The sequence below is a fragment of the Mesorhizobium sp. M0037 genome, from assembly GCF_040323635.1.
GTDB lineage: Bacteria > Pseudomonadota > Alphaproteobacteria > Rhizobiales > Rhizobiaceae > Mesorhizobium.
In genome coordinates this window covers 1-15,935 of record NZ_JAMYVB010000022.1, presented here as the reverse complement: position 1 = coordinate 15,935, position 15,935 = coordinate 1, and the positions used below count along the sequence as shown (strand labels likewise).

Here is a 15,935-nt window from a genome sequence, read left to right as displayed (position 1 = left end):
TTGGTGTCGCGAGGGACCATGAAAGGGAGAGAAACCATGAGACGCATATTGTTTCCGGCCGTCGCCGGGGCGCTTGTCGCGATGTCGGGTGCGGCACTCGCCGATACCGCCGTCTCGGCCGTCACCGACCTTAATGTGCGCGCCGGCCCCGGCCCGCAATATCCTGTGATCGGCGTGCTCGCCGCCGGCCAGTCGGCGACGCTCAATGGCTGCATCGAAAACAGCAAATGGTGCACCATTGCCGAAGCCGGAGGCCAGGGCTGGGTCTATTCCGACTATGTCACGGCCGATTTCGGCGGCAACCGGGTCGTTCTGACACGCCGCCCCGCCGACGCCGCCATCACCGTGGTTACACCGCCGCAGGATGATTATCCCGATACCTATACCGGTGCGATTCTGTCCGACGACGGCCCCGTCGACGCCATCGACAGGCCACCGGCGGAAGTCGGCACCTATGTCAGCACGCACCGGCTCGATCCTGTCTATCTCGAGGGCGAGGTGGTGACCGGTGCCACCTTGCCCGACACGGTCGAACTACGCGAAATCCCCGACTATCGCTACCGCTACGTCTATGTGAATGGCCAGCAGGCGCTGGTCGACCCGCAGACACGGCGCATCATGTACGTCGTGCGCTGATTTTGCCTGGAAAGAATGACAAGTGAACTCGTGCCGCCCTCCTGCCGAGGCTGAGGGCGGCACAAGGGCTCGCTGAAGCAGCAGCAATTGCGCGAGAGCCGACGATCCCCTAGATCATGCGACCCGATGCGTTCGGCAGAGGAACTCGCGTGATATCAGATCCAACCGCCTTCAAGCGCTATCGCAACACGGCCACCGAAAAGACGAACCTGCCGCGGCTGATAATCGGAACGGCGGTCGTCGTCCTGTTCTGGGTGGCGATCACCCTGGTTGTGGTGCTTGGCGGCACCTATGTCGCCATCCTCTGGCATGTATTGCCGGGCGGTCCGCCGCTTCAGGGCTTTCTGGCCTCGCCCATCGGCATACTCACCGCACTCACCTCGTTTGCCGGCATCTGGCTCGGCCTCTGGCTTGCCATGCGTTTCGTCCATGGCGAGCCGCTCTCGGCGCTTTTCGGTGCCAGCCGCCGCGTGTCCTTGTCGGGCTTCCTCAAGGGCCTGGTCGCGGTGCTGATCACATCGGCGCTTTCCGAAATCCTGCTCTACTGGCTACAGCCCGAAATCGCCCGCGGCACGATCAACCTGTCGACCTGGTTGCTGTTCCTGCTCCCGATCGTGGCGCTTACCCTGCTGCAAACCTCGTCCGAGGAGATGCTGTTTCGCGGCTACCTGCTGCGCGGCCTGGCCAAGTGCTTCGAGAGCCCTTACGTGTGGGCGCTACTGCCCGCTTTGCTGTTCACCTCCTTGCATTGGAGCCCGGGCTCGACCCCCGCCATCAACGCCTGCGTGCTGGCCTCGATCGCCGCCTTTGCCTTGCTGTTGACGCTGGTGGTTTATGTCACCGGCAATCTCGGCGCCGCCTTCGGCGCCCATCTCGGCAACAATCTCACCGGCTTCCTGTTGATCTCGCATCAGGAGAACTACAATTCCTTCGCCCTGTTCAACGCCAAGCCGCTGGAAGGTCCGGACTGGACGACGATGGATGCCGTCATCATCGCCGCCATCGGTATCGTCTGCACCTTGCTGACGATCCTGCTGCTTCTGCACCCGCGCTCGCCGCTGAAGGTTACGGCCGACCCTCGGGATGCAGGGTGAACTAAACAGGGACCGACCCAGAGACCGGCAAGCCGCCTTGTCTTGACTCTTCGGCCGATTTCCTGTCTACAGCCCCGAAATCCGCGACGAGTATCCCTCCGAGCAAGCCGACCAGGACGCCAAAACCTTTTGAGGTGGGTGCTGTAAACAGATCCCGGAGGCCAACACCCGGCAGCGCTGAGCGCCCCCGGGTGCTTTTTGGTTTTGAGCTTTGCTTGGATGAGCGGCGCGAACGCACTACCTCTCGGGCACCATCGGGGTGCCTGAGAAAAAGGAAACGGAATGTTTGAATCGCTGCAGGAGCGCACAAGAGGCGTGGAGGGCCATCGGCCCGACAGGGATCACCATGAATCCGAGGCGCTCTCGCGCGGCGGGTTGACCAATGTTTGAATCACTTCAGGAGCGCCTTGGCTCCATCCTGAACGGCCTGACCGGCCGCGGCGCGCTGTCGGAGGCTGATGTCTCGGCGGCGTTGCGCGAGGTGCGCCGTGCGCTGCTCGAAGCCGACGTTGCGCTGGAAGTGGTGCGTTCCTTCACCGACAAGGTGCGCGAGAAGGCCGTCGGCGCGGCTGTCGTCAAGTCGATCAAGCCCGGGCAGATGGTCGTCAAGATCGTCCATGACGAGCTGGTCGACATGCTCGGCGCCGAGGGCGTCGCCATCGACCTCAATGCGCCGGCGCCGGTCGTCATCATGATGGTCGGCCTGCAGGGCTCCGGCAAGACGACGACCTCGGCCAAGATCGCCAAGCGCCTGACCGAGCGCCAGAACAAGAAGGTTCTGATGGCCTCGCTCGACACGCGGCGGCCCGCGGCACAAGAGCAGCTGCGCCAGCTCGGCGAGCAGGTCAAAGTCGCGACGCTGCCTGTCATTGCGGGCCAGAACCCGGTCGACATCGCCAGGCGCGCCGTCCAGGCAGCCAAGCTCGGCGGTCACGACGTCGTCATCCTCGACACCGCCGGCCGCACCCATATTGACGAGCCGCTGATGGTGGAGATGGCCGACATCAAGAAGGTGTCGAGCCCGCACGAAATCCTGCTGGTCGCGGATTCGCTGACCGGCCAGGACGCCGTCAACCTCGCCAAAAGCTTCGACGAGCGCGTCGGCATCACCGGTCTGGTGCTGACCCGCATGGACGGCGACGGCCGTGGCGGTGCCGCGCTTTCGATGCGCGCCGTCACCGGCAAGCCGATCAAGCTGATCGGCACCGGCGAAAAGATGGACGGGCTGGAGGAATTCCACCCAAAGCGCATCGCCGACCGCATCCTCGGCATGGGCGACATCGTCTCGCTGGTCGAAAAGGCCGCCGAAAACATCGACGCCGAGCAGGCGGCGGCGATGGCCAAGAAGATGCAGTCGGGCAAGTTCGACCTGAACGACCTTGCCGGCCAGCTTCAGCAGATGTCGAAAATGGGCGGCATGGGCGGCATCATGGGCATGATGCCCGGCATGGGCAAAATGAAGGACCAGATGGCCGCCGCCGGCCTCGACGACAAGATGTTCGGCCGCCAGCTCGCCATCATCTCGTCGATGACCAAGGCCGAGCGCGCCAATCCGGACATGCTGAAACATTCGCGCAAGAAGCGCATCGCCGCCGGCTCAGGCACGGATGCGGCCGAGATCAACAAGCTCTTGAAAATGCATCGCGGCATGGCCGACATGATGAAGGCGATGGGCGGCAAGGGCAAAGGCGGCGGCCTGATGCGCGGCATGATGGGCGGCCTTGCCTCCAAGATGGGCCTCGGCGGCATGATGCCGGGCGGCCCCGGGGGCATGATGGGCGGCGGCATGCCCGACCTCTCCAAGATGGATCCCAAGCAGCTCGAAGCCTTGCAGAAGCAGATGCCCGGTCTTGGCGGCATGAAGGGCCTGCCCACCCCGAGCGGCGGTGGCCTGCCCGGTCTGCCCGGCGGCATGAAGCTTCCCGGCCTTGGCGGCGGTGGTCTGCCCGGCCTCGGAAGGAAGAAGTGAGGACGCTATGAACGAAGAAAAAGACATGGCCGACGCACGCACCATCCTGGCCGGCTATCGCGCCTCGATCGACAACATCGACGCCGCCCTCATCCATATGCTCGCCGAGCGCTTCCGCTGCACCAAGGCGGTCGGCGTGCTCAAGGCCGAGCATGGCCTGCCGCCCGCCGACCCGGCGCGCGAGCAGGAGCAGATCACCCGCCTTCGCCAGCTGGCGAAGGACGCCCATCTCGACCCCGATTTCGCGGAAAAATTCCTCAACTTCGTCGTCCGCGAAGTGATCCGCCATCACGAGCAGATCGCCGCGTCCAACGGCGCAAGCAAAACCGGCTAACAAAGTGCATGTCGCCCAAAAGTGCGCAGCGGTTTTGGGACAACGACCTGCACCAGACAAAGCCATTAACCCAACACTGAGATCAGAAATTTTAGGAGAAATGAAATGCCCTTGAAGATCAGACTGGCCCGTGCGGGCTCGAAGAAGCGCCCTTACTACCACGTCGTCATCGCCGACGCCCGTTCGCCGCGCGACGGCCGGTTCATCGAGTCGATCGGCTCGTGGAACCCGCTGCTGCCCAAGGACGGCGAGCGCGTCAAGGTCGACGCCGACCGCGTCAAGCATTGGCTGTCGCACGGCGCCCAGCCGACCGACCGCGTGCTGCGCTTCCTCGATGAGGCCGGCCTCCTCAAGCGCGAAGCCCGCTCCAACCCGAAGAAGGCCGAGCCCGGCAAGAAGGCGCAGGAACGCGCCTCTCTGCTGAAGAAGGCCCAGGAAGACGCTGCCGCCGCCGTTGCCGCCGCTGCTGCAGCCCCGGCCGAAGCGGAAGCCGCCACCGCCGAATAAGCATCGCGTCATCGCATCGACAAAACGGCGGGCCTCTGCCCGCCGTTTTGCTATTGTGCGGCGATGTCATATGGCGTTCGAACGAAAGATGACTGAGCGGACCGTCACGGAAGAGGCCCTTTTCGGCGGCGTAGCCGGAACGCTGTTGCGATGCGCCGGCGCCACGACAGGCGTCGTCGTGCTGAGCGGATCGAGCGGCCGCATCGACGTCACCCGCGCCCGGCTCTTTGCCAAGGAAGGAGCATCCGCTCTCGCGCTGCAATGGTTTGGCGGCGAAGGTCAGGTGCCCGGCATTTGCGAGATCCCGCTCGAAACGTTTTTCGCGGCGACCGGCTATCTTGTCCAGATGGGATGCCGGCGCATCGTCTATGTCGGGACCTCGAAAGGCGCCGAGGCCTCCCTGCTTGCGGCGGCTCACGATCCACGCATCGGCCTCGTGGTTGCGATCAGCCCGACATCGGTGGTCTGGGGCAATATCGGGCCGGGCCGCGACGGCGTCAGCTGGCCGGAACGATCGTCGTGGACGCTCGAGGGGATTCCTTTGCCGTTTGTCCCAAGCAATCCCGCTTGGAACGCTGAGTATGTCGATGGTCTGGTGTCCTACCGGGGGCTCTTCCTGCGTGCCTTGCAAACCTTCAAGGACGCAGCGGCCAAGGCTGCCATTCCCGTCGAAGCTATTTCAGCCGACATTGTTCTGGTTGCGGGCGGCGACGACGCGCTATGGCCATCGCTGGATTTTGCCCAGTCGATCGTTCGGCGTCGCCAGGACACCGCAATGACCACCTGCCTCGTCTCAGTGCCCGACGCCGGCCACCGCATTCTGCTGCCGGGCGAAATCACGCCGCGCTCGAGGCTGCATGCCCATGGCGGCAATGACGACGCCGACACGCGCCTGGGCCGCCTGGCTTGGGAGCATATCCGGGGATTGCTGTAGCGCACGCAGCCAATGGTCCAGCTGCCTTAGGCAACAGCGAAACCGGCGATCTATAGCCGCCGGTTTCCGATGTTGGACCTGGCTGTGTTCAATAACCGTCGGGGCAGCTGGCGATATAGGTGCGCCCGTTCCGGCCGCGGTAGCGACATTGACCGCTTTCGCTGGCACGGCCGATCAGCGCGCCGGCCACGGCGCCGACGGCGCCGCCGACGACGGCGCCCTGAACCGGATCATTTGCCACAGCTGCGCCAACCGCCGCGCCGCCGAGGCCGCCGACCGCGGCACCCTTTTCGGTTTGCGAGCACGCACCCAGTGCGGTCGCCAGTACCAGAATGATCATCGCTCTTTTCATTATCGTTCCTCTCTCACGCGGATCGCCGTCCTCGCCGCCACGGCTCTAACTCCCAGACGGCTGATTTGATCCCGATGACGTGAGAGATCGCGGTGTCCGCGCCGGTCACATTCGTGCCGACCGCCGCCGAGCTTGTTGAAAATCCAGGCTTTTCTACCTTTCGGCTGCCTTTTTCAGATTGGCGAGGCCAGCCTCGAAATCCTTGCCGATCAGCGTATCGAAACTCATGAACAGGCCCATCAGCTTGGCAATGAAGGGCCGGTTGCCGCGCATTGCCCAGGTGACAGCGGTGGTGTCGCCCGAGGGCTTCAGGGTGAAGTCGACGCTGTTGCTGGCCCGGAACGGCTTCTCGAAGTCGAGCTTCAGCGACACCAGCGAGGATGGCACGGAATTGACGATCTCCATGCGTCCCTTGCCGGCCTTGGCATTGCCTTCCCAGGCGTAGGCGGCGCCCTTGCCGGCATCAGCGCCCGACAGCGTGCGCTTCATCAGCGGGTCGAGCTTTTCGTAGGGTGACCATTCCGGCCACTGCTTGAAATTGTTGATCAGCGGAAAGATCGCTTCCGGCGCGGCCTTGATGCTGGCGGTGCGGGCGGTGACGAAATCATTCGACCTCGTCGCCGCATAGATGAGCACGGCGGCGATGATGACGACCAGGAGGATGAGAATGGTGCTGAGCATGTTTTTCTCCTCGCTTAACGGCTGAACGGGATCAGGGCGCGCACGCTTGGGTCGCGCAGATAGAGACCGCCCCACAGGATGATGCCGAGATAGACGCTAAACAGCGTGTGCGAAAACAACGGGCTGCCGACGCGCATATTTGTGGCGATGGCGCCGCCGAGATAGCCGGTGAGCAGGATGGCGCCGAGCACCGAGGTGCGGGGCAGCGCATAGAGCGCGGTCGAGATCAGCCCGATAATGCCGAGCGTGCGCGCGACATTGACATCGGCCGGCCAGCCGAGCGGCACCATGGTCTGGGTGACGACATCGAGCGGCGGCAGCTTGATGACGCCGTCGAAGATCATGAACAGGATGATGAGGCCGCTGAGCACGCGGCCGGTCCACAGGGCGCCCGACGAGACGGGCATGGTTTGAGAAATACTCACGGTGTTCCCTCCTAAGCGGTTCGAGCCGTTTGCTGGCTTCGGACCAAGGACGAGCGATGGGGCGGCGATCCTACAGGGTGCGGATTCTTTTTGGGTAGCAGCAAGCAAAAGCCGCTGCGTGGCGATCCTTCACACCCCCCTCTGGCCCGCCGGCCATCTCCCCCGCAAGGGGGGAGATTACACGCTCGACCGCTTCGGCAATGTTCCATGAATGAGCGGAGCATCGAAACCGCCGATCTCCCTGCTTGCGGGGGAGATGCCCGGCAGGGCAGAGGGGGGCGCTGTCCCTCCACCTTGACGGACTATCGACATCCACCAGTCACGGCTATTGATAGGGCTGGGCGAGAGACGAGCGAATGGCCGGCGAGACTGATCTGAAAAAGCTGCTGGCGGCGATGACGCCGGAACTGCTGCCGGACGTCTACGTGTTCGCTACGCTCACACCTGGAATCAGCCGGCAGGCAGGCCTCGATCCCGTGATGGTCTTTCGCGAGCGCGAGGGTGTGACACTGATCGTGACCGAGGACGCGGCACGGGCGGCCGGGCTGACCGCTTCGTTCCGCTGCCGCATGATCACCCTGAACGTCCACTCCTCGCTGGAAGCCGTCGGCTTCCTCGCCGCCATCACCGCCCGGCTGGCCGCCGCCGGCATGGGCGTCAATCCGGTCTCTGCTTTCTATCATGACCATCTGTTCGTGCCCGCTGAGCGGGCCGAGGAAGCGATGGAGTTATTGCGCCAACTGGCCAAGGATAACGCCGGCTGAATATCAAGCTCGACGCACGTAGAGAATATCCGGCAGGCCTTCTTCGTTGGTGGTGCCCGCGCCGAACGCCTCGGGGCGAAAGCCATGGCGCTCGTAGAAGCGACGCGCGCCGGTGTTGGCCTGGAAGCAATGCAGTTTAACGATCCGTAGCGGGGCGGTCGCTTGCACCAGCAGCCGGCTGCCGATGCCTTGCCCCATCCAGGCGGGGTCGAGATAGAGCTGTTCCACCCAATCGCCGCTCAGGGCAATGAAGCCGACAATGCCGTGCCGGCCTCGGCGACCGTCACCTGCTGCCGGGACAGCACGATCTCGCGGATGAAGGCAAGATCCTCATCCGGCGTGTGGATGACCGGCATCCAGGAGAACGAGCCAAGTGCGGCCCGCATGACAATGGCGATGGTCGCGGCATCCAAAGCCGTGGCGGGGCGCAGCACGATTTTGGTGGGATCGTTCAAAGGCGTTTCTCAACAAAGGTCAGCGCTGCCCTCATCCCCCTGCCGGGACCTTCTCCCCGTGAACGGGGAGAAGGAAGGCTTCGGCCGAAGGCGAGCCCGCGACTGCGGGCCGCCGGCTTTCCGGCGCCCCCGCGGAGGGCCCGCCGCGGCAGCGGCGATACGGCCCTTGAGCGAATAAACTATGCCGCCTTCTTCTTCGGCTGGATCAGGCCGCGCTCGACCAGCAGCTCGGCGATCTGCACCGCGTTCAGCGCCGCGCCCTTGCGCAGATTGTCGGAGACAATCCACATCGACAGGCCGTTGTCGATGGTCGAATCGTCGCGGATGCGCGAGATGAAGGTGGCGTCCTCGCCGGCCGATTCCAGCGGCGTGATGTAGCCGCCATCCTCGCGCTTGTCCAAGACTTGGCAGCCCGGCGCTTCGCGCAGGATGTCGCGCGCCTCGTCGGCGGTGATCGGCTTTTCGAACTCGATGTTGACGGCTTCGGAATGGCCGATGAACACCGGCACGCGCACACAGGTCGCCGTCAGCTTGATCTTGGGGTCGAGCATCTTCTTGGTCTCGGCGACCATCTTCCACTCTTCCTTGGTCGAGCCGTCGTCGAGGAAGACGTCGATATGCGGAATGACGTTGAAGGCGATGCGCTTGGTGAACTTCTTGACCTCGACGCCATCGGCGACGAACACCGCGCGGGTCTGTGTAAAGAGTTCGTCCATGCCCTCCTTGCCGGCGCCGGATACCGATTGATAGGTGGCGACGACGACGCGCTTGATGGTGGCGACATCGTGCAGCGGCTTCAGCGCCACGACCAGCTGCGCCGTCGAGCAGTTCGGATTGGCGATGATGTTCTTGCGGGTGAACAGCGAGATCGCATCCGGGTTCACTTCCGGCACGATCAGCGGCACGTCCTGGTCGTAGCGGAAGGCCGACGAGTTATCGATGACGACGCAGCCCTGCTTGCCGATCTTCGGCGACCACTCCTTCGAGACGTTGCCGCCGGCCGACATGATGCAGATGTCGGTGTCGGAAAAATCATACTGGTCGAGCGTCTTGACCTTCAGCGAACGGTCGCCGAACGACACTTCGGTGCCCTGGCTGCGCCGCGAGGCCAGCGCCACGACTTCGCTTACCGGAAAGCCGCGCTCTTCCAGTATGTTGAGCATTTCGCGACCCACATTGCCCGTGGCGCCGACTACCGCAACCTTGAAACTCATCAGAAATCTCCTGTCCCTCTCCGCTTGGTTTTTGGAGAAAACCCGCCGGCCAATGCGGGTTTCGTCCCCCGGGCCGGACCCGGGAGAGGGTGGTTAGGCCAAGGGAATCACACCGTTTTGGTGGTGGTTTTGGCCATAGTTTTGCTGGAACGGTAAGACGCGCCAACGCGCCCGGCCCCATGATTGTGGCCGGGGAAGTCGAATGCAAGAAGAGCCATCAGAAGGCCGCGCATCGAAAATGATCCCGTTCGATGCCGGCTTTTACGCGGTTTGCGTCAGGAGTCAATTGCGGCCAGGCACACGCCTGCCCTGTACAATAGCGGCCGCAAGAAGTACGAACGCCCAAATAGTGTTTGGCTGGCGTGCGTCAGCCCCGGCATGTGCTCCATGATGAGCCCAGACCCTGAATTCCGAAAGAGTGAGATGTCCAATTTCGAAGCTATTGTTCCTGCGCTGGCAGAAGCGCTGGAAAAACGCGGCTATACCGAGCTGACGCCAGTGCAGAAGGCCGTGCTGGAGCTCGGCGAGTCCGACGCTCTGGTGTCGGCGCAGACCGGCTCAGGCAAGACCGTCGCCTTCGGCCTCGCTTTGGCGCCGACCCTTCTTGGAAGCGCCGAACGTTTTGACCAGGCTGGCGCACCGCTGGCGCTGGCCGTGGCGCCGACGCGCGAGCTCGCTTTGCAGGTGATGCGCGAATTGCAATGGCTCTACGCGCCGACCGGCGCCACCGTCGCGTCCTGCGTCGGCGGCATGGACATGCGCTCCGAACGGCGCGTGCTGGAGCGCGGCGCCCACATCGTCGTCGGCACGCCCGGCCGCCTGCGCGACCACATCACCCGCAACTCCCTCGACATGTCGGCGCTGAAAGCCGTGGTGCTGGACGAGGCCGACGAGATGCTCGACCTCGGCTTTCGCGAGGACCTCGAATTCATCCTCGATGCCGCACCGGCTCAGCGCCGCACGCTGATGTTTTCGGCCACCGTGCCGCGCTCGATCGCCACGCTGGCGCAGGGCTATCAGCGCGACGCCGTGCGCATCTCGGCCGGCGGCGAGGAAAAGCAGCATCTCGACATCGAATACAGGGCGCTGAATGTCGCCTACCCAGACCGCGAGAACGCCATCATCAATGTGCTGCGTTTCTACGAAGCTAAGAACGCGCTGGTGTTCTGCAACACCCGCGCCGCCGTCAATCATCTCACGGCACGCTTCAACAACCGCAATTTTTCGGTCGTGGCGCTGTCGGGCGAACTCAGCCAGAACGAGCGCACCCACGCTCTGCAGGCAATGCGCGACGGCCGCGCCAAGGTCTGCATCGCCACCGATGTCGCCGCGCGCGGCATCGACCTGCCCAATCTCGAACTGGTCATCCACGCCGACCTGCCGACCAATCCCGAAACGCTGCTGCACCGCAGCGGCCGCACCGGCCGGGCGGGACGCAAGGGCGTCAGCGCGCTGATCGTACCCAACGGCGCCCGCAAGCGCACCGAGCGCCTGCTGCAGAATGCAGGGCTGAAGGCGACATGGGCGAGCCCGCCCTCGGCCGACGACGTGATCAAGCGCGACGACGAGCGCATCCTTGCCGATCCAGCCTTCGACGAGCCGGTGGCCGAGGACGAGCGCGGCTTCATCGACGCGCTTCTGGCCAGGCATGGCGCCGAACAGATTGCGGCCGCCTTCGTGCGCCAATGCCGCGCCAGCCGCTCGGCGCCCGAGGAGCTTACGGATGTCGCACCGTTCACGCCTTCGCGTGACAAACCGGCGGGCGAAAAATTCGAGCGCCGCGATGAAGCGCCAGGCCGGCGCGACGATTTCGGCGACAGTGTCTGGTTCTCGCTGTCGATCGGGCGCAAGCAGAATGCCGAGCCGCGCTGGCTGATCCCGATGCTGTGCCGCACCGGCAACATCTCCAAGCGCGAGATCGGCTCCATCAAGATGCAGCAGGATGAGACCTACGTGCAGATCGCGGCCGACTGGGCCGATCGCTTCCTCGCCGCCATCGGCCCCGACAAGAAGCTGCAGGGCAACATCGTGGTGAAGCGCCTGGACGGCACGCCCGACCTGTCGCGGGCCGGCTACCAGGCGCCGAAGCCGGACAAGAAACCGCATCGCGGCAAGCGACCGTTCGAGGCGCCGCAAAGCGCACACAAGCCGAAATTCGAGAAGCGGGAACGGCCCGCCGGCGATGCAAAGCCTTGGGCCGGGAAACCGAAATTCGACAAGGCGGGACCGCCGAAGAACAAGAAGCCGAAGAAGCGGCCGGTTTGAGGCTCTTATCGGCCAATTACAAATGCAGGCGCTGCCCCTCATTGCCCTGCCGGGCATTTCTCCCCGTATAGTGACGGGAGAAAGGGCGGACCGCAGCCTTGGCGCTCTTCTTGCAGCGTTGGTGATTGGCGGAATCGTCGATAACAGCGACCCCTCTCCCCGTCACTATACGGGAGAGGATGCCGGCAGGCAGGTGAGGGGCAGCGCCAACGCACCGGAAAATAAAGCAACTCATGCCTGAACCGTTTGCCCTCCATTTCGTCCACCCCCTTGCAGTCCGCCGCAACTTTGAACAGTCTGTGCCTGCACGGGGGCGAGGCTAAATGCGCGGCGAAGTTCTTCACTATGACGAGGCCCAGGGTTTCGGCTTCATCACCGGGGCGGACGGCAACCGCTACACCTTCGCGCGCGAGGATCTGCGCCGTGATACCGTGATCGCGAACGGCGCAGTGGTCGAGTTTCTGCCGGCAAGCGGTCAGGCGCGCGACGTTTTTTCAATCCGCGCCCAGCCCGCCAGTCCCGCCACCGCTGCGCCAGCGGCAAGCGCCGCGCCGCCCAAGGCGGCTGCCGCTTCAGCCGCGCCACAGCATTTCGGCCGCCTGGCGGAAGACGGCGCGGTTCGCGATAGCGGACTGCCGGGTTATTTCTGGCGAGGCGTGACGCGCAACTACATCAACTTCGCCGAACGCGCCCGCCGCAAGGAATTTTGGGGCTACTGCCTGTTCTGGACCGTCAGCTTCATCCTGGTCGGAATTGCCGGCGCCCTCGCCGACCAGGCCGTCGGCAATTTCGATGCCGGCAACTGGCCGATTGTGATGATCGGCGTCTGGGGGCTGTTTTGGCTGGCGACGTTCCTGCCCTGGGTCGGGCTCGTCGTGCGCCGCTTGCACGACATCGGCCTGACCGGCTGGCTGGCAATACCTTACTTCGCAATCACCTTCATGTTCGCTCCGGCTACGCTGATCCTCGCGCTGATACTCGGATTGATCCCGACCCAGGCCCACGAAAACCAGTGGGGGCCGGTGCCTAGAGGAGGCGGAGCCTAGACCCGCACCAAGAAATGAGCAGCCGGCTGTTTGCGGACAGCCGTGCTATAACAATGGCTTAGGTCGCAGCCGGGAAGGCAGCTGCTGTTTTGACCGAACGAACGAAATATTTCTCTTGCCATTTAGTCTGTGCACAGATAATCTGTGCAATCATCAAATCGACGATCGAAAACGGATGATGGGGCCAAGACAAATGTGGACCAACGAGTACACCGCAATTTCCCCCCTTTCGGCGCAGGCCATCTGGAACGCGCTCAAGGCGCTGCACGAAGGCCGCCTCACCTACGAAGGGTCCGATACCTTCGTGCTGCACGGCCCGTTCGCCAAGGGCACCCGCGTCTCTGTAACGCCCGTCGGGCAGGACACCTTCGAATCGACGATCGTCGACCTCGTCGACGCTGTAACCTATGCCGACGAGACCTCGTTCGGCGACACGAAACTGCTGTTCAGGCATACGCTGACGCCGGTCGAGGGTGGCACTCAAGTGACTCATCGCCTCGAAATTTCCGGCCCATCGGTCGCCGAGGTCGGACCAGAGCTCGGGCCGCAGATCAGCGGCGATTTCGACACTTCGATGGCCAAACTGTTCGAGCAGGCAAGGGTGTTGGCGAACGGTGGCTGATCGGGGGGATCTGAACACGCGCTTCAGCGGACCATCCGAGAGCCCCGGCTTGCTGCTCTGGCGAACCACCATGCGCTGGCAGCGCGTCATGACGGCGGCGCTGGCCCCGCTTGACCTTACCCATGTCCAGTTCGTGCTGCTGGCTTCGGCGATGTGGCTCGGCCGCTATGGCGAGCCGCCCAACCAGGTGCAGCTCGCCGCCCAGGCCGGCACCGAGGTGAAGATGACATCGGACGTCGTCGCCCGGCTCGAGGCAAAGGGACTGATTGTGCGGGACACCAACCCGCGGGATTCCCGCGCCAAGGTGATCCGCGTCTCCACGACGGGGACGGCCGCAGTCCAGCGCGCTATCGTCGCCGTCGAAGCCGCCGACGCTGCTTTTTTTTCAACCGTGGACGAGGCGCAACTCGTCGGCCTGCTGAGACGGCTAGCCGGCGAGATCCGCTGAGTTTGGCCGCTAAGCCAGGAATTTGGCGATGATGGCGTCACCCATCTCGACAGTGCCGACTTCGGTCATGCCGTCGGACAAAATATCCTTCGTCCGGAGCCCGTCGTCGAGCACGGCGGCTATGGCGCCTTCGAGCTTGTCGGCCTCATCGACCATCCCGAACGAATATCGCATGCACATGGCAAACGACGCGATCATGGCGATCGGGTTGGCGATGCCCTGTCCCGCAATGTCGGGCGCCGAGCCATGCACCGGCTCGTACAGCGCCTTGCGCTTCTTGGTCTTCACATCGGGCGCGCCGAGCGAGGCCGACGGCAGCATGCCGATCGATCCGGTCAGCATGGCGGCGATGTCGGACAGCATGTCGCCGAACAGATTGTCGGTGACGATGACGTCGAACTGCTTTGGCCAGCGCACCAGCTGCATGCCGCCGGCATCGGCCAGCATGTGGTCGAGCTTGACGTCGGCATAGCGAGTCTTCTGGGTCTGGGTGACAACCTCGTTCCACAGCACCCCGGATTTCATGACGTTGCGCTTTTCCATCGATGTCACGTGGTTCTTGCGCGTGCGCGCCAGCTCGAAGGCGACGCCGGAAATGCGCTCGATCTCGAACGTGTCGTAGACCTGCGTGTCGATGCCGCGCTTCTGGCCGTTGCCGAGATCGATGATCTGCTTCGGCTCGCCGAAATAGACGCCGCCGGTAAGCTCGCGCACGATCAATATGTCGAGGCCCTCGACGACTTCCTGCTTCAGCGAGGACGACGCGGCCAGCGCCGGATAGCAGATGGCGGGCCGGAGATTGGCGAACAGCTCCATATCCTTGCGCAGCCGTAGCAACCCGGCCTCGGGACGCACCTCGTAAGGCACCTTGTCCCATTTCGGCCCGCCGACGGCGCCGAACAGCACGGCGTCCGCAGCCATCGCCTTTGCCATGTCGGCATCCGAAATCGCCGCGCCATGCGCATCGTAGGCGCAGCCGCCGACCAGACCCTCATCGGTGACGAAATCACTGCCGAGCTTGACGTTCATGGCTGCGATCAGCTTCTTCACCTCGGCCATCGCCTCGGGGCCGATGCCGTCGCCGGCGAGCAGGAGAAGATTTTTCGAAGCCATGGAGAACCGTCCCAACACTGTTTGGAGAAACCGCGGCCTTGCTAAACGCCAAGAGCTTGCGGCGCAAGGGGATGAAGAACGCTACGACGGCGCCCGCCTCTCAGAACCTGGGTTCCTCGCCCTCGACAGAGGAGGGGGAGAGGAACAAATCACTTATGCGACAAAATATTCACCAACCGGCCGAACGGATCGCGCAGATGAAACCGCCGTACGCCCCACGGCTCGTCGGCCGGACCGTATTCGACGGCAAAGCCGGCGGCCTTCATGCCTTGCAGCGCCGCATCGACATCGTCGACCTCGATGGAGAGGTCCGGCACCGGCGTGCCGGAGCCGCCCTGGGCCATGAAGCTGATCTGCACCTGCATCCGTTCGTCGGACCCGTAGGTGACGATCCAGCCCTGATCCATCAGCACATCGAGGCCAAGCACGTCCTGATAGAAGCGTTTCGCCGCCGCCGCGTCCTGCGTCCCGATATTGGCTACGATGCGCCGGACCGTCATGGCTTTGGCCTCCTCAAGCCGTGCGCCGCAGCGCCGTGACTTCGATCTCGATCTTCATTTCCGGCTTGTTGAGCTGGCACACGATCATCGTCGCCGCCGGCCTGATCTCGCCGAAAGCCTCGCCGAGGATGGGGAAGACGACGTCCGCGATGGCCTGGTCGGTGATGTAGTAATGCGCCCGCACCACATCGGCCATGTCGAAGCCGCCATCCCTCAGCGCCTCGGCGATGGTCGCCAGGCAATTGCGCGTCTGCGCCTCCACCGTTTCCGGCATGGCCATCGTCGCATAGTCATAGCCGGTAGTTCCCGAGACGAAGCACCAGTCGCCCTGCACCACCGCGCGCGAATAGCCGGCGGTTTTTTCGAAGGGCGAACCGGTGGAGATGAGCGTGCGCATGGAGCCTCGCTGTGGTTTCGGACACTTTGCAGGAAAAGGGCCGGCCGGGCCATGGGCCAAGTCAGGTGCAAATCTTGGTCGTCGGCGGGACAGCACCCCCCTCTGTCCTGCCGGACATCTCCCCCTCAAGGGGCCCGTTGCGTTATAGGCTTTGGGCGTGGAGAGAGACGGCAAGGGCA

The 15,935-nt window shown here is 63.8% G+C and carries 20 protein-coding genes; 11 read left to right on the top strand and 9 right to left on the bottom strand.

What is annotated here, in order from left to right:
- Window positions 1-36: 36 nt before the first annotated feature.
- The 6 genes from NKJ78_RS26315 (at window position 37) to NKJ78_RS26290 (ending at window position 5,474) form a co-directional block, all read left to right on the top strand.
- A complete protein-coding gene (locus NKJ78_RS26315; RefSeq protein ID WP_023683834.1) occupies window positions 37-636 on the top strand; it encodes a DUF1236 domain-containing protein in 600 nt (199 codons plus the stop codon).
- A 149-nt stretch (window positions 637-785) separates the two neighbouring features.
- Complete coding sequence (locus NKJ78_RS26310; protein ID WP_352562731.1) at window positions 786-1,730, top strand: CPBP family intramembrane glutamic endopeptidase; 945 nt, start codon at window positions 786-788, stop codon at window positions 1,728-1,730.
- Between the two features lie 382 nt (window positions 1,731-2,112).
- Window positions 2,113-3,699 carry a signal recognition particle protein gene (ffh, locus tag NKJ78_RS26305; protein ID WP_352562730.1) on the top strand — a complete coding sequence of 529 codons (1,587 nt, stop codon included), beginning with the start codon at window positions 2,113-2,115 and terminating at the stop codon, window positions 3,697-3,699.
- A 7-nt stretch (window positions 3,700-3,706) separates the two neighbouring features.
- Window positions 3,707-4,033: a chorismate mutase gene (locus NKJ78_RS26300; protein ID WP_023671706.1), complete on the top strand. Its 327-nt coding sequence runs from the start codon at window positions 3,707-3,709 to the stop codon at window positions 4,031-4,033.
- 105 nt (window positions 4,034-4,138) lie between these two features.
- Complete coding sequence (gene rpsP / locus NKJ78_RS26295; protein ID WP_023671705.1) at window positions 4,139-4,540, top strand: 30S ribosomal protein S16; 402 nt, start codon at window positions 4,139-4,141, stop codon at window positions 4,538-4,540.
- Between the two features lie 88 nt (window positions 4,541-4,628).
- Window positions 4,629-5,474 carry an acyl-CoA thioester hydrolase/BAAT C-terminal domain-containing protein gene (locus NKJ78_RS26290; protein WP_352460993.1) on the top strand — a complete coding sequence of 282 codons (846 nt, stop codon included), beginning with the start codon at window positions 4,629-4,631 and terminating at the stop codon, window positions 5,472-5,474.
- A gap of 88 nt (window positions 5,475-5,562) precedes the next feature.
- On the opposite strand, the gene NKJ78_RS26285 is transcribed toward NKJ78_RS26290, so the two are convergent.
- From NKJ78_RS26285 to NKJ78_RS26275, 3 genes are all read right to left on the bottom strand, one after another.
- Window positions 5,563-5,826, bottom strand: a complete 264-nt coding sequence (locus NKJ78_RS26285) for a YMGG-like glycine zipper-containing protein (RefSeq protein ID WP_023687657.1) — start codon at window positions 5,824-5,826, stop codon at window positions 5,563-5,565.
- A gap of 153 nt (window positions 5,827-5,979) precedes the next feature.
- The gene (locus NKJ78_RS26280; RefSeq protein WP_352460992.1) at window positions 5,980-6,507 is read right to left on the bottom strand and encodes an SRPBCC family protein; all 528 of its coding nucleotides are present in this window, start codon (window positions 6,505-6,507) and stop codon (window positions 5,980-5,982) included.
- Window positions 6,508-6,521: 14 nt separating this feature from the next.
- The gene (locus NKJ78_RS26275; RefSeq protein ID WP_023687655.1) at window positions 6,522-6,932 is read right to left on the bottom strand and encodes a DoxX family protein; all 411 of its coding nucleotides are present in this window, start codon (window positions 6,930-6,932) and stop codon (window positions 6,522-6,524) included.
- Window positions 6,933-7,288: 356 nt separating this feature from the next.
- Here NKJ78_RS26275 and NKJ78_RS26270 point away from each other — a divergent pair, with 356 nt between their 5' ends.
- Window positions 7,289-7,696: an ACT domain-containing protein gene (locus NKJ78_RS26270; protein ID WP_023671700.1), complete on the top strand. Its 408-nt coding sequence runs from the start codon at window positions 7,289-7,291 to the stop codon at window positions 7,694-7,696.
- A gap of 3 nt (window positions 7,697-7,699) precedes the next feature.
- Here NKJ78_RS26270 and NKJ78_RS26265 read toward each other — a convergent pair whose 3' ends face one another.
- From NKJ78_RS26265 to NKJ78_RS26255, 3 genes are all read right to left on the bottom strand, one after another.
- Window positions 7,700-7,924, bottom strand: a complete 225-nt coding sequence (locus tag NKJ78_RS26265; protein WP_352460991.1) for a GNAT family N-acetyltransferase — start codon at window positions 7,922-7,924, stop codon at window positions 7,700-7,702.
- Window positions 7,925-7,935: 11 nt separating this feature from the next.
- Window positions 7,936-8,151 (bottom strand): GNAT family N-acetyltransferase, encoded by a 216-nt coding sequence (locus NKJ78_RS26260; protein ID WP_023706770.1) that lies wholly within the window; start codon window positions 8,149-8,151, stop codon window positions 7,936-7,938.
- Window positions 8,152-8,330: 179 nt separating this feature from the next.
- Complete coding sequence (locus NKJ78_RS26255; protein WP_352460990.1) at window positions 8,331-9,365, bottom strand: aspartate-semialdehyde dehydrogenase; 1,035 nt, start codon at window positions 9,363-9,365, stop codon at window positions 8,331-8,333.
- 423 nt (window positions 9,366-9,788) lie between these two features.
- On the opposite strand from NKJ78_RS26255, the gene NKJ78_RS26250 reads away from it, so the two are divergent.
- The 4 genes from NKJ78_RS26250 to NKJ78_RS26235 all read left to right on the top strand — a co-directional run bounded on the left by NKJ78_RS26250 (window position 9,789) and on the right by NKJ78_RS26235 (window position 13,746).
- Window positions 9,789-11,630 (top strand): DEAD/DEAH box helicase, encoded by a 1,842-nt coding sequence (locus NKJ78_RS26250; RefSeq protein ID WP_023698853.1) that lies wholly within the window; start codon window positions 9,789-9,791, stop codon window positions 11,628-11,630.
- Window positions 11,631-11,953: 323 nt separating this feature from the next.
- On the top strand, window positions 11,954-12,676 hold the full coding sequence (locus NKJ78_RS26245; protein WP_023730273.1) for a DUF805 domain-containing protein: 723 nt from the start codon (window positions 11,954-11,956) through the stop codon (window positions 12,674-12,676).
- Window positions 12,677-12,869: 193 nt separating this feature from the next.
- Window positions 12,870-13,298: an SRPBCC family protein gene (locus NKJ78_RS26240; RefSeq protein WP_352460989.1), complete on the top strand. Its 429-nt coding sequence runs from the start codon at window positions 12,870-12,872 to the stop codon at window positions 13,296-13,298.
- Between the two features lie 49 nt (window positions 13,299-13,347).
- Complete coding sequence (locus NKJ78_RS26235) at window positions 13,348-13,746, top strand: MarR family winged helix-turn-helix transcriptional regulator (protein WP_352460988.1); 399 nt, start codon at window positions 13,348-13,350, stop codon at window positions 13,744-13,746.
- Window positions 13,747-13,755: 9 nt separating this feature from the next.
- On the opposite strand, the gene leuB is transcribed toward NKJ78_RS26235, so the two are convergent.
- From leuB to NKJ78_RS26220, 3 genes are all read right to left on the bottom strand, one after another.
- Window positions 13,756-14,859, bottom strand: coding sequence for a 3-isopropylmalate dehydrogenase (leuB, locus tag NKJ78_RS26230; RefSeq protein WP_352460986.1), 1,104 nt, complete (start codon window positions 14,857-14,859; stop codon window positions 13,756-13,758).
- A 149-nt stretch (window positions 14,860-15,008) separates the two neighbouring features.
- Window positions 15,009-15,359, bottom strand: coding sequence for a VOC family protein (locus tag NKJ78_RS26225; RefSeq protein WP_352460985.1), 351 nt, complete (start codon window positions 15,357-15,359; stop codon window positions 15,009-15,011).
- 13 nt (window positions 15,360-15,372) lie between these two features.
- Entirely contained in the window at window positions 15,373-15,756 is a 384-nt protein-coding gene (locus tag NKJ78_RS26220) for a RidA family protein (RefSeq protein WP_023699291.1), read from the bottom strand.
- Between the last annotated feature and the right edge of the window lie 179 nt (window positions 15,757-15,935).

Coding starts and splice junctions, on each gene's coding strand:
- NKJ78_RS26315 (WP_023683834.1), top strand. CDS start 37: ATGAGACGCATATTGTTTCCGGCCGTCGCCGGGGCGCTTGTCGCGATG.
- ffh (WP_352562730.1), top strand. CDS start 2,113: ATGTTTGAATCACTTCAGGAGCGCCTTGGCTCCATCCTGAACGGCCTG.
- NKJ78_RS26300 (WP_023671706.1), top strand. CDS start 3,707: ATGAACGAAGAAAAAGACATGGCCGACGCACGCACCATCCTGGCCGGC.
- rpsP (WP_023671705.1), top strand. CDS start 4,139: ATGCCCTTGAAGATCAGACTGGCCCGTGCGGGCTCGAAGAAGCGCCCT.
- NKJ78_RS26290 (WP_352460993.1), top strand. CDS start 4,629: ATGACTGAGCGGACCGTCACGGAAGAGGCCCTTTTCGGCGGCGTAGCC.
- NKJ78_RS26285 (WP_023687657.1), bottom strand. CDS start 5,826: ATGAAAAGAGCGATGATCATTCTGGTACTGGCGACCGCACTGGGTGCG.
- NKJ78_RS26280 (WP_352460992.1), bottom strand. CDS start 6,507: ATGCTCAGCACCATTCTCATCCTCCTGGTCGTCATCATCGCCGCCGTG.
- NKJ78_RS26270 (WP_023671700.1), top strand. CDS start 7,289: ATGGCCGGCGAGACTGATCTGAAAAAGCTGCTGGCGGCGATGACGCCG.
- NKJ78_RS26255 (WP_352460990.1), bottom strand. CDS start 9,365: ATGAGTTTCAAGGTTGCGGTAGTCGGCGCCACGGGCAATGTGGGTCGC.
- NKJ78_RS26250 (WP_023698853.1), top strand. CDS start 9,789: ATGTCCAATTTCGAAGCTATTGTTCCTGCGCTGGCAGAAGCGCTGGAA.
- NKJ78_RS26245 (WP_023730273.1), top strand. CDS start 11,954: ATGCGCGGCGAAGTTCTTCACTATGACGAGGCCCAGGGTTTCGGCTTC.
- NKJ78_RS26240 (WP_352460989.1), top strand. CDS start 12,870: ATGTGGACCAACGAGTACACCGCAATTTCCCCCCTTTCGGCGCAGGCC.
- leuB (WP_352460986.1), bottom strand. CDS start 14,859: ATGGCTTCGAAAAATCTTCTCCTGCTCGCCGGCGACGGCATCGGCCCC.
- NKJ78_RS26225 (WP_352460985.1), bottom strand. CDS start 15,359: ATGACGGTCCGGCGCATCGTAGCCAATATCGGGACGCAGGACGCGGCG.
- NKJ78_RS26220 (WP_023699291.1), bottom strand. CDS start 15,756: ATGCGCACGCTCATCTCCACCGGTTCGCCCTTCGAAAAAACCGCCGGC.